Source organism: Nitrospira sp. (assembly GCA_037045225.1).
GTDB lineage: Bacteria > Nitrospirota > Nitrospiria > Nitrospirales > Nitrospiraceae > Nitrospira_A.
Genome location: JBAOHZ010000009.1, coordinates 524962 through 537952 on the forward strand (window position 1 = coordinate 524962; position 12991 = coordinate 537952).

At 60.5% G+C, this 12991-nt stretch carries 6 protein-coding genes; 5 read left to right on the forward strand and 1 reads right to left on the reverse strand.

Annotated elements, in window-relative coordinates; translation table 11 throughout:
- Positions 1-297 precede the first annotated feature (297 nt).
- Positions 298-9000 (forward strand): glucoamylase family protein, encoded by an 8703-nt coding sequence (locus V9G17_03440; GenBank protein ID MEI2751629.1) that lies wholly within the window; start codon positions 298-300, stop codon positions 8998-9000.
- Positions 9001-9053: 53 nt separating this feature from the next.
- On the forward strand, positions 9054-9833 hold the full coding sequence (locus V9G17_03445; protein MEI2751630.1) for a TatD family hydrolase: 780 nt from the start codon (positions 9054-9056) through the stop codon (positions 9831-9833).
- Here the strand turns inward: V9G17_03445 and V9G17_03450 are convergent.
- Positions 9820-10353, reverse strand: a complete 534-nt coding sequence (locus V9G17_03450; GenBank protein ID MEI2751631.1) for an NYN domain-containing protein — start codon at positions 10351-10353, stop codon at positions 9820-9822. The two genes, V9G17_03445 and V9G17_03450, sit on opposite strands and share 14 nt — an antisense overlap.
- Before the next feature lie 93 nt (positions 10354-10446).
- On the opposite strand from V9G17_03450, the gene V9G17_03455 reads away from it, so the two are divergent.
- From V9G17_03455 to V9G17_03465, 3 genes are all read left to right on the forward strand, one after another.
- Complete coding sequence (locus tag V9G17_03455) at positions 10447-11775, forward strand: N-acetylmuramoyl-L-alanine amidase (GenBank protein ID MEI2751632.1); 1329 nt, start codon at positions 10447-10449, stop codon at positions 11773-11775.
- Positions 11776-11822: 47 nt separating this feature from the next.
- Complete coding sequence (truA, locus tag V9G17_03460) at positions 11823-12584, forward strand: tRNA pseudouridine(38-40) synthase TruA (protein ID MEI2751633.1); 762 nt, start codon at positions 11823-11825, stop codon at positions 12582-12584.
- Between the two features lie 82 nt (positions 12585-12666).
- A complete protein-coding gene (locus V9G17_03465; protein ID MEI2751634.1) occupies positions 12667-12984 on the forward strand; it encodes a PsiF family protein in 318 nt (105 codons plus the stop codon).
- Positions 12985-12991: the final 7 nt, after the last annotated feature.

Consider the following 12991-nt stretch of genomic DNA (forward strand, 5'->3'; position numbering starts at 1 on the left):
CGGGAAATCCCTGAGCCGCGTCGTGAGACCGGTATGCGGAGCCCTGAAAACCCATCGCGTGCTCGTACCGCGCGGTGCGGGCGTGAGGGGCGAGCCCGCCGGCCGAATACCTGCCGTCGCCACAAACCGGCGAGTGCAACAGCAGTCGTCATGCATCATGCGGTCCAGGCATGACCGCCTCCTTGTGCCCGCTTCCGTGCTTATACTCGCAGGAGCCTTCCGGCTCGTACCGACCTCGTACCTCTGCCCCGCAGACCATGTGCGCGACCTCAACCGAAGGGAATCTCGAATTTGAAGATGAGCAGCCTAGGTCTCTTGGCAAATTGGCGTCGGGTGACCGGACGCCTGAGTGGACAACCGGCGACGCGGCCCTATGCAGATGATGAGCCGCCGTTGCGATCGGAGCTGTTCAGCGCTGAACAAATGCACCAGCATGGCAAGACCCTCGCGGGGTTGCATGCCGTCAGTGCCGAGCACAAGCCCGACCCGTTGCTCGCTCGACTGGCTGAGAATGAGGCCGTCCTGCTGGATGTGCGGAATCTGGTGGCCGAGGCCGTAAAGGGAAGTCGACGCATCACACCGGCCGGAGAATGGCTGCTCGATAACTTCTACCTGATCGAAGAACAGATTCGCCTGGCCAGGCGACACCTACCCAAAGGCTATAGCCGCGAACTGCCCCGGCTGGGCAACGGTCCATCGGCCGGCTTGCCCAGGGTCTATGACATCGCGCTCGAAATCATCTCGCATGGCGACGGACGGGTGGACCCGGAAAGTCTTAGCGGTTTCGTCGTCGCCTATCAGACGGTCACGGCTCTGAAGCTTGGTGAGTTGTGGGCCATCCCCATCATGATTCGTCTGGCGTTGATTGAAAACCTGCGACGCGCCGGCACCCGCATCGCGAGCGACAGGGTGGATCGCAATCGTGCCCACGAATGGGCGGGCCAGATGATGGAGACGGCTGAAAAAGATCCCAAGAGCCTCATCCTGGTGATCGCAGACATGGCACGATCGAACCCGCCCATGGTGAGCGCCTTCGTGGCGGAACTCGCCCGCCGTCTCCAGGGACAGAGCGCGGCGTTGGCCTTGCCCCTGACCTGGATCGAACAGCGACTGTCCGAGTCAGGACTCACCATTGAGCAGTTGGTGCAGTCGGAGACACAACAGCAGGCGATCGATCAAGTCTCCATGAGCAACAGCATCGGCAGCCTCCGCTTCCTAGCGGCGATGGACTGGCGCGAGTTTGTCGAAGAGCACAGCCTGGTGGAGCAGACGCTTCATGAAGATCCGGCACATGTCTATGGGCAAATGGACTTTGCCACGCGTGACCGGTATCGCCATGCCGTGGAGCAATTCGCAAAGAGGAGCCCCCTGTCGGAAATTGAAGTCGCGCGCCAGGCGGTCCTGCTGGCGCAGGCAGGGGCGACTGCAGAGAGGCATGACCATCGCACAGCCCATGTCGGCTTCTATCTCATCGACAACGGACGGACGCAGTTGGAACAGGCCGTGAGCGTACGCCATTCCGCTGTGGAAACGATTCGACGATGGGGTGGCTCCAGTGCCGTACCGGTCTATCTCGGTTCCATCGCTTTCCTCACGGCTACATTCACTGGATGTTTCCTGGCCCTCGCCCTTGCAGGAGGTTGGAACGGGTGGCCGTTGATCCTGCTGGGATTCCTGGCGGCATTGGCTGTCAGTCAGCTGGCGGTGACACTGGTGAACCGGATCGCCACAGCGCTGGTGACACCACATCCCCTCCCGCGAATGGATTTCTCGGACGGCCTTCCTCCGTCCCTACGAACATTGGTTGTCGTTCCAACGCTCCTCCAACATGCCCAGGGCATCGACGCCCTTCTTGAGTCGCTCGAAGTCCGATTCCTCGCCAACCGGGACAGCCACCTGCACTTTGCCCTGTTGACGGACTTCCAGGATGCCGACCAGGAAACAGTCCCGGGTGATGAGCAGCTGGTGATGGCGGCGGGAGCAGGCATCGACGCACTGAATGCCAAATACGCAGGCGAGCGTGGCCAGACGTTTTTTCTTTTCCATCGCCCACGTCGCTGGAATGCGCATGAACGGCTCTGGATGGGATACGAGCGCAAGCGAGGCAAACTGGCGGACTTGAACGGGCTCCTGCGTGACCGGTCGAGGGATCGGTTTGCCACGATTGTCGGACAACCGGACATCCTGTCCACGGTGAAATATGTGATTACGCTCGATACGGATACCCAGTTGCCTCGCGATGCCGCGCGGCAATTCGTGGCGGCCATGGCCCATCCGCTCAATCGCCCACAGTACGATCCTGCGGCACAACGCGTGACGGCGGGATACGGGATTCTGCAACCTCGGGTCGCCGTCAGCCTCCCCGGCACCAACCGCTCTCGATACGCGCGGCTCAACGCCAGCGAACCCGGTATCGATCCCTACACACGCGCCGTCTCAGACGTGTATCAGGACCTGTTTGGAGAAGGGTCCTTCATCGGTAAGGGGATCTATGAAGTCGACGCCTTCGAGCAGGCGCTCGGCGATCGCTTCCCGGAGAATCGTATCCTGAGCCACGACCTGCTGGAAGGGTCCTACGCCAGAGCCGGACTCTTGAGCGATGTGCAGCTCTACGAAGAATATCCTGCCCGCTACAACACGGACGTGACCCGACGGTATCGCTGGATCCGCGGAGATTGGCAGATTGCGCGCTGGGCGTTTCCGCGTGTGCCGGGACCGAATGGACACAACCGCAACAATCCGCTATCGACGTTGTCGCGTTGGAAGATTTTCGACAACCTGCGACGCAGTCTCGTCCCTGCTGCGCTGACAGCCTTGTTCGTGTTGGGATGGACCCTGCTTTCCCCCGTCTGGCTCTGGACTCTCGCCACGTGTGGCCTATTCCTGATCGCGCCACTACTGACCGCCATCGTGGCTCTGTGCCGCAAGCCGGAAGACATGCGAATCAGCCAGCACCTCACCGCCACTGCGCAGGCCATGACGCAAGAGCTGACCCACGTACTCCTGACACTCATGTGCATGCCTTACGAAAGCTTCTACAGCCTGGGCGCCATCCTTCGGACGGCCGGACGGATATGGCTCACCCGGACAGGCTTGCTGGAATGGAGCCCGTCGGGCGCTGTGGACAGGAGCGGGACAGACGTGATCACGTCCTATCGATCGATGTGGATTGGTCCCGTCGGCGCCCTGATCATCGCGATCGTGCTGATACAGATACGAGCCGAGGCACTGCTGGTTGCGGCACCGATACTCGGCCTCTGGGCGCTCTCTCCCCTGTTCACCTGGTGGATCAGCAGACCGCTCGCCCGACGCGAAGCCAGACTCACGGCCGACCAGACGATGTTTCTCAGGAAGATGGCCCGCAAGACCTGGGCCTTTTTCGAGACCTACGTCAGTCAGGAGGATCATTGGCTCCCGCCCGACAACGTTCAGGAACAGCCGGTCGCGAAGGTGGCGCATCGAACGTCGCCGACGAATATAGGATTGGCACTACTGGCCAATCTCTCTGCCTACGACTTCGGCTACCTGTCGGCCGGACAGCTCATCGAACGCACGGCTCATACGTTCGACAGCATGGCACGTTTGGAACGATTTCGAGGTCATTTTTACAATTGGTACGACACCCAGACATTGAAACCCCTGCTGCCCATGTACATTTCCTCGGTAGACAGCGGAAATCTGGCAGGGCATGTCATGACCCTGCGAGCGGGCCTCCTCAGTCTGCCGGAACAGAGCATCCTCTCTGAGCGCACCTTGGAGGGGCTCTGCGATACCCTCGCGCTGGCGAGTGATGCGCTCGGAACTCCAACAACGCCTCAGACTGACGCGCTGCAGAAAAGCCTGGCCGCTGCCTGTCACAACAGGCCGACCACGCTAACGCAAGCGCACCATAGCTTCACGCAACTCACGACACAGGTGGATGAGGTCATCGCACATCTCGATCCCGCCTCCAATGCCGAGGCACACCGATGGGCCCATGCCGTCGCGAGACAATGTCATCACGCGCTCGCGGAGCTGATCCTGCTGGCGCCCTGGATCGATCGTCCCGCCACCACGGAGATACTTCGCCTGTTTCCAGAATTGGATCGCATCCCCACACTCCGAGCACTGACCGGACTGGAAAGCGAATGGCTTCCGGCGATCGACGCGCGACTTGGACCAGACACATCCGACACGGAGCGGGCCCGGCTGCTTGAACTTCGACGGCATGTGGGCACGGCCACCCGACTGGCCGAACAACGCATCGCCTCGCTCGACCACCTAGCCCAACAAGCGAATCAGTTTGCCCAGATGGAGTACGACTTTCTATTCGATGAAACACGTTTCCTGCTCTCCATCGGATACAACGTCGCGGAACGACGACGGGACGCCAGCTACTACGACCTTCTGGCTTCGGAAGCACGATTGTGCAGCTTCGTGGCCATTGCACAAGGCCAACTGCCGCAGGAAAGCTGGTTTGCCCTCGGACGTCTGCTCACGACGACAGGGGGTGAGCCGATTCTCCTGTCCTGGAGCGGGTCGATGTTCGAATACCTCATGCCCCTGCTCGTCATGCCGACATATCAACACACGTTGCTGGACCAAACCTACCGCGCGGCAGTGGCGCGACAGATCGAATATGGGCGAGAGCGGGACATTCCCTGGGGCGTCTCGGAATCCGGCTACAACATGGTCGACGTGCAGTTGAATTATCAGTATCGAGCGTTCGGTGTGCCGGGCCTTGGACTGAAACGCGGCCTGGGCGAAGAATTGGTCATTGCCCCCTACGCCACCTCTCTCGCCCTCATGGTTGCGCCGGAAGAGGCGTGCCTGAATCTCCAGCGACTCACGGCTGAAGGAGCCGATGGACCGTTCGGGCTGTACGAAGCCATCGATTACACCCCCTCGCGTCTTCCCCGCGGACAATCGCGAGTCATCATTCGCTCCTACATGGCTCACCATGTGGGAATGAGCTTCCTTTCCTTCGCCTATTTGGTCCTCGACCGCCCGATGCAGAAACGGTTCGAATCCGATCCGCTCTTCCAGGCGACCACCCTGGTGTTACAAGAGCGAATCCCCAAAGCCACGGCGTTTTATGCCCACAGTACTGAGCTCTCGGATTTGCGCACGACGTCCGGCACGGCAGACACACCGGTGCGCGTACTCACGACTGCGAACAGCCCGGTACCGGATGTGCAGCTCCTGTCGAACGGCCGCTACCACGTGATGGTCACGAACGCGGGAGGCGGATCCAGCCGATGGAAAGACCTGGCCGTGACGCGCTGGCGTGAAGACAGTACCTGCGACAACTGGGGGACATTCTGCTATCTCCGCGACGCGGAGAGCGGCGAGGTCTGGTCCACGGCCTATCAGCCGACCTTAAAACCATCCAAAACGTATGAAGTCATCTTTTCCGAAGGGCGAGCCGAATTTCGCCGCTGCGACCACGAGATCGAGACCCATGCTGAAATCGTCGTGTCGCCGGAAGATGATATCGAATTGCGGCGGATCCGGCTCACCAACTGTTCCGACACGACACGCACCATCGACCTCACCAGTTATGCGGAAGTGGTGTTGGCGTTGCCGGCAGCCGATGCCCTCCATCCGGCGTTCAGCAATCTGTTCGTGCAGACCGAAATCCTCCGCGAACGTCAGGCCATTCTCTCCACGCGCCGCGGCCGTTCGCAGAATGAGCAGTCTCCCTGGGCGTTTCACCTCATGGCGGTACGCGGCCCCCACAACGGAGAACTCTCCTACGAAACGGATCGCCTGCAGTTCATCGGCCGAGGACGCACCCTCGCCTCTCCACAGGCCATGGACCATTCCGCGCCCCTTTCAGGAAGTCAGGGCTCGGTACTGGACCCCATCGTGTCCATCCGCAGCCAGATCGTCCTCGCCCCGGAGGAGTCCGTCACGGTGGATCTGGTGTCGGGCATCGGAGAGACCCGCGATCTGTGCCTGCGCCTGGTCGACAAGTATCAAGACCGGCGTCTCGCCGATCGCGTTTTTGAACTCGCCTGGACCCACAGCCAAGTCGTGCTGCGTCAGCTCAACACCACCGAAGCGGATGCCCAACTATATGGCCGACTGGCCGGCTCGATTCTCTACGCAAATGCCTCCCTCAGGGCAGACGCGTCCGTCTTGAGTAAAAACCGCCGAGGGCAATCAGGCCTGTGGGGCTATGCGATTTCGGGGGACCTGCCGATCGTGCTGCTCCGGATCGAGGACCCATCCAACATCGATCTGGCGCGCCAGTTGGTCCAAGCCCATGCCTATTGGAGACTGAAAGGGCTCGTCGTGGACCTCGTGATTTGGAACGAAGATCATGCCGGCTATCGCCAGGTCCTCCACGATCAAATCATGGGCCTGATCTCGGCAGGGGTCGAGGCCAACGTCATGGATCGGCCGGGCGGGATCTTCGTACGAACGGCGGAACAGATGTCGGTCGAGGACCGCCTGCTGCAACAATCGGTCGCGCGCGTGATCCTGACGGATCGACGCGGCACGCTGGCGGAGCAGATTGCGCGTGTCGCCTCCCCTGCGGTGCCCGCCTACCGGTTCAAACCGACCCGCACGCACCGCGCCGATCCACCGGCTACCATCGAGGCTCGAACGGATCTGCTCTTTTACAACGGGCTCGGCGGATTTTCCTCCGATGGCCGCGAATACGTCATCACGACGACGGCGGACCAGGTGACACCGGCCCCCTGGGTCAACGTGCTGGCCAACCCACAGTTCGGCACCGTCGTTTCAGAAAACGGCCTCGCGTATACCTGGAGCGAGAATGCGCACGAATTTCGCCTCACGCCCTGGCACAACGATCCGGTGACCGATTCGAGCGGAGAAGCGTTCTACCTCCGTGATGAAGAGAGCGGCCACGTCTGGTCGCCGATGCCGATGCCCTGCAGGGGCACGAGCCCTTATGTCAGCCGGCATGGATTCGGCTACAGCGTATTCGAGCATACGGAAAACGGGATTCGATCAGAGGTCTGGGTCTATGTGGCCTTGGATGCCCCGGTGAAATTTACGGTCCTGAAGCTGCGCAACGAATCGGGTCGGCCACGACGGCTATCGGCGACCGGCTATGTGGAATGGGTGCTGGGCGACCTGCGACCCAAATCGGTGATGCATGTGATCAGTGAGGTGGACCCAACCACCGGTGCGTTGTTCGCACGGAATCCCTACAACACGGATTTCCCAGGACGGATTGCGTACTTCGACGTGGATGAGGGAACCCGGAGCATCACCGGCGATCGAACTGAGTTTCTTGGACGGAACGGCACCCTGCGCAATCCGGCGTCGATGGGTCGTTCACGGCTGTCCGGAAAAGTTGGCGCCGGCCTGGATCCTTGCGGCGCCATTCAAATACCGTTCGAATTCGCCGTGGGACAAGAGCGCGACTATACCTTCCGTTTGGGAGTTGGAAAAGACGTCGACGAGGCCCGCCAGTTGGTTCGCCGCTTCAGAGGGGCGCCGGCAGGCCGCGCGACATTGGAAACAGTCTGGCACCACTGGACGCATACGCTGGGAGCGGTCCATGTGGAAACACCCGATCAGTCGCTCAATGTGCTCGCCAACGGCTGGCTGCTGTATCAAACGCTGGCCTGCCGCCTCTGGGCGCGAAGCGGGTACTATCAATCGGGAGGCGCCTTTGGGTTTCGCGATCAGCTGCAGGACGTGATGGCATTGGTGCATGCGAGGCCTGACCTTGCGCGGGAGCAGCTGCTGCTGTGCGCCGGACGTCAGTTCAAAGAAGGAGACGTGCAACATTGGTGGCATCCTCCCTCGAACCGGGGCGTGCGCACACGCTGCTCCGATGATTTCCTCTGGCTGCCCTTTGTCACCAGTCGCTACGTAATGACGACCGGGGACACCGGAGTGCTGGAGGCCCCGATCCAGTACATTGAAGGCCGCCCGATCAATACGGACGAAGACTCCTACTACGACCTTCCCACCCGTTCGGAGCAATCAGACAGTTTATACAACCACTGTGTGCGCGCCATTCTGAGAGGGCTTACGAAAGGTGCGCATGGCCTGCCGCTCATCGGTTCCGGTGATTGGAACGACGGGATGAACATGGTCGGCGATCGAGGCCAGGGCGAAAGTGTCTGGCTGGCCTTCTTCCTCTACGACGTCCTCATGCGGTTTGCCGAGGTGGCGAAAGGCAAAGGTGATGTGCCCTTCGCAGAACGTTGCCACTTAGAAGCGGCTCAGTTGCAGACAACCATTGAGGAACAGGCCTGGGATGGAGAATGGTACCGTCGCGCCTATTTCGACGACGGCACCCCGCTCGGGTCGGCTACCAACGACGAATGCCAAATCGATTCCATTCCGCAAAGCTGGTCTGTGCTGTCGGGAGCGGGAGAGGCCATTCGTTCGCACCAGGGAATGGAGGCCGTTGCTCGACGCTTGGTTCGGCGCGACGATGCCCTCATCCAACTATTGGATCCACCCTTCGATAAGTCCGCGTTGAATCCCGGCTATATCAAAGGCTACGTGCCGGGAGTGAGGGAAAACGGCGGACAATATACCCATGGCGCACTCTGGGCCACGATGGCCTTCGCCGCACTGGGCGACCGGGAACGGGCCTGGGAACTATTTCGCATGATCAACCCGGTGAACCATGCCCGGTCACCCGAGGACCTCAATCGATACAAAGTCGAGCCCTATGTCGTGGCGGCGGATGTCTATGCGGTATCACCGCACATCGGCCGCGGCGGGTGGACCTGGTACACCGGCTCGGCCGGATGGATGTATCGGTTGATCGTCGAGTCACTGCTCGGCCTGAGACTGGAACACAACCAGTTACGGTTCGTTCCCTGCCTTCCCCAGGATTGGAAGGCGTTCACGTTGCACTACCGATTCAGGGAGACGCTGTATCACATCACGGTGCGGCAATCAGTTGCTGAACAGAAGGCCATGTCGGTGGCAATCGATGGCGTTCAACAAGCCGACCTCACGATTCGACTTGTGGATGACCGTCGCGAACATTTCGTTGAGGTGAATGTGGCAACCTCTTAAATGCACAGCAAGCGTCTTTCGAGCGCAGGCGTCACCATGTTAGGATGCGCCTCATGCTGATCGACACCCATACCCATCTCGACGATGCGCGTTACGAATCGGACCGTGAGGCGATGATCGCCCGTGCGCGCGAGGCCGGTGTGGAATCGATGATCACCATCGGCTGCGACCTTGCGACCAGCCGGTCGGCTGTGGCCCTCGCCGGCCAGTATCCCTTCGTGTATGCCTCGATCGGCGTGCACCCCCATGAAGTCAAACACATCACTGACGAGTGGTACGATGAGTTCCGGAAACTGGCCCTCGACAGGAAGGTGGTGGCCTATGGCGAGATCGGTCTCGATTACCATTACAACCACTCCGATCCGGAATTACAGCGCCGGCGCTTTCGCGAGCAGATTCAATTGGCGCGTGAACTGACGCTCCCGGTCATCATCCACACCAGAGAAGCGCAGGACGATACCGTTCGAATTTTGAAGGAAGAACGGGCCTCAGAAATCGGCGGGGTGTTTCACTGTTTTTCGGGAGATGCCTGGCTGGCAAAGGATGCGATTGAACTGGGGTTCTATCTCTCGTTCTCCGGCATCCTGACCTTTCAGAATGCGACCATGCTGCGCGAGATCGCCAAGACGGTCCCGGCGGACCGGCTGCTCATTGAAACCGATTGCCCCTATCTCACGCCGGTCCCCCACCGCGGCAAACGCAACGAACCGGCTTATGTGAAGCACGTGGCCGAATTGCTGGCGACGATCACCGCCGACAACGCCCGCGTGACCATTGAAGACGTAGGCCGCCGCACCAGTGAGAATGCCCGCCGCCTGTTCAAAATTCCCTAAGCTGATGCTTTCGTTTACGTTGGGACTTCGGCAGCTTGCGGGGATTCCCCCCCTTGTCCTTGGATCGTTTCACCACATCATCCGGCCCTCGATCCAGCTCTTTAAAGGCCACAGGCGACGGGGTGAACGACCGATCGTGTAACTTGGCGCGAAACTCCGCCGCGCCGATGACGAACGCGCCGGCCGCCCTGGCCGAATTGACCACTTCATGGTCCGAAGACACCACCGCGCAGTCCCGGCCGTATAACCGGGCGAGACGTTGAATCACCTGGTCGGCCCGTTCACCTCGCTTGGAATAGACGACTTCGACACCGGATTGAAATTCGCGATGTTCCGCGCCCAGCCCGCCCTGCCAGCCGTCGAAGACGACGGTGATGGCATGGCCTTTTCGTTGACGGTACCCGGCCAGGCTCTTGAGGAGCGTCTCACGCGCCGCCTCCAGGCGTCCGGAACCGGCGGGGAGGGCCATTCCGGCGCTTCCGACAAGGTTATACCCATCGACAAGAAGATGTGTTGCCATCTACAATTACGAGGTTTAAGGCCTTTTGTTGACAATACCACAAACATCTGAGAAAAGGCCTAGAGGGTACTCTGTCGAGAGGAGTTCCGGTTCGTGGCTCATGTTGTCTCTTTGGTCCAGCACCTTCTCACGCTCGCGTTCGCCTGTGTCCTGCTGAGTGTAGGCCCTTCATTCGGCGCCGATACCACGACCGACCCGTCCTGGCCGCAGTTTCCTCAGGTCTCCACGGGGGAGCCGTCCCCTCGGTTCCTGCTGGTCAAACAAGACCACACCGCCCCCTCACGATATCCGATCATCGTCCGCGACCTTCGCACGTGGTCTACCGCCGAGGGCACACGCCTCGTACTCGACCTGAATCACAAGACCTCCTTCTCCGAAACGCATCTGCGCAACCCCGACCGAGTGCTCATCGAGGTGAATAACGCGATCCTGGGAAAGTCCTCCAAGCAGCGCGTGTCGGGCGGGACGATCCCGCAAACGTTTCAAATTGCGCAAAGCCGGCCGCGAGTCGTCAGCATCACGCTGACACGCAACCAGAATTCCCGCTACAAAGTGTTCTCGCTCGACAATCCGGACCGCCTCGTCATCGATATCACACAGCGTCCAAAAGATAAGATCCGTCAGATCGGGGAGACCTCGGCGACGTCGCCACAGGCTCCGGCCGTCTCCTTGCCGACCCCGCCGGCGATTCCGAGTCCCACCGTCACGGAACCGGCTCGCCCGGTGGCGCCCAAACCGGCGAGCCCGATCCAGACCATCGTCATCGACCCCGGACATGGAGGGAAAGACCCCGGCACGGTAGGACAGCACGGCACGACGGAAAAAGATGTGACGTTGAAGGTCAGCCTGCTGCTCAAATCGTTGCTCAGCTCCTTGCCGAACACACGTGTCCTGATGACGCGTGAGCGCGATGCATTTATCGAGCTGGAAGACCGGGCCAAGTTCGCGAACGGGAAGGACGCAGACCTGTTCATCTCCATCCACGTCAACTCCCACCCACACAAGGGCGTCCGTGGGCTGGAGATCTACCATTTCGGTGAAGCCAAGGATCAGCGCGCCCTGGAAGTGGCCGCGCGAGAAAACGGTACCCCGTTGAATAATACCGGGGTGGGCTGGGAATACCTCGTCGCCGACCTGCTCACGAGCAAGAAGATCGAGCATTCGCTCGATCTCGCCTGGACGGCCAAGCAGGCGATGGTGACAAACCTCAACGGGCGCTATAGCACAATTGACCACGGGGTGAAGACCGCCCCTTTTTACGTGCTCCGATTCACCACCATGCCCAGCATTCTCGCCGAAATCGCCTTCATGTCGAACCCCGCTGAAGAAGAGCAAATGCGCTCACAGCCGTTCCTGGCACATATCGCGGAATCGATTTTCGAAGGGGTCAAAACCTACCTCCACGCCAATCCTCCCAGATGACAAGCGCCGTCTCGTTGGGCTAGAGTTCTCCCTTTTGACTCCATGGTATGACCACTTTCAAACTCGTCCTCGAGTACGACGGGACACAATATGCCGGGTGGCAACGCCAGCCGAACGTGCCGACCATCCAGGCCACCGTCGAAGAGGCGCTGGCGGCGATCGCGCAAACAAAACTCACGCTCGTCGGAGCAGGCCGGACCGATGCCGGGGTACACGCCCTCGGGCAAGTCGCCAGTTTCAGGACCGAGCGCGGACTCTCTCAGCGGGAGTGGCTTCGCGCCTTAAATGCCCACCTCCCTCCCGATATCAGCGCCCTCTCAGTTGAAGCGGTGCCGGATACGTTTCACGCACGCTACTCGGCGAAAGGGAAGCTGTACGAGTATCACCTGATGAATCGATCCGAGCGAGCGCCCCTCCTCCGTGCCTGGAGCTGGATGCTCTATAAACCGCTGGACTATGCGGCGATGACGGAGGCTGCGGCGACGCTGACCGGCACCCACGATTTCTCCTCCTTCGAAACCGCCCCGACCGACAACGACAACCCGCAGTGTTCGTTACAGCAGGCAGACCTTCGCCGCCACGGTGATCTCATCATCCTCTCCTTCTATGCCGACCGGTTCCTCAAACAGATGGTGCGCGCCATGGTCGGAACCCTGGTGGAAGTGGGCCAGGGGAAACGAGCGTCCGCCGACATGCGCCACGTACTCGCCGCGCACACTCGCGCAGCGGCGGGAAGAACCGCGCCGGCCCATGGCCTGTACCTTGTCCGGGTGGACTATGGCGAGACGACTATCCCCCATCCCACCTAGGTGACTCCCCCTGCGAGACAGGAACCCCTCCGTTTGGTATAGTCGCGCCAGCAACTTACGTTCACCTCACAAGGAGTCCCTCATGAAACATCTCTGTACGGCCATGTCTGTCCTCATGTTGGCAGCCGTGCTCATCACCCCGCAGCTCAGCTACGCCGGGGCGCAGCAGAACAAGATGGCTACCTGTAACAAGGATGCCAACGCCCAAGGCCTGAGTGGTGAAGGGAAGGGAGACGCGCGCAAGGCGTTCATGAAGGAATGCCTCTCCGCCAAGCCGGAAAAAGCCGCAGCCGGTTCGACGCAGCAGAACAAGATGGCCACGTGCAACAAGGACGCGAAAGCGAAGAAATTGGCCGGCGACGAGCGCAAGAAGTTTATGAAGGAGTGTTTGTCTAACTAGGCACAGT

Excerpts from the sequence above, each read along its gene's own strand:
- V9G17_03445 (MEI2751630.1), top strand. The coding sequence starts at position 9,054 with ATGCTGATCGACACCCATACCCATCTCGACGATGCGCGTTACGAATCG.
- truA (MEI2751633.1), top strand. The coding sequence starts at position 11,823 with ATGACCACTTTCAAACTCGTCCTCGAGTACGACGGGACACAATATGCC.
- V9G17_03465 (MEI2751634.1), top strand. The coding sequence starts at position 12,667 with ATGAAACATCTCTGTACGGCCATGTCTGTCCTCATGTTGGCAGCCGTG.
- V9G17_03450 (MEI2751631.1), bottom strand. The coding sequence starts at position 10,353 with ATGGCAACACATCTTCTTGTCGATGGGTATAACCTTGTCGGAAGCGCC.
- V9G17_03440 (MEI2751629.1), top strand. The coding sequence starts at position 298 with ATGAGCAGCCTAGGTCTCTTGGCAAATTGGCGTCGGGTGACCGGACGC.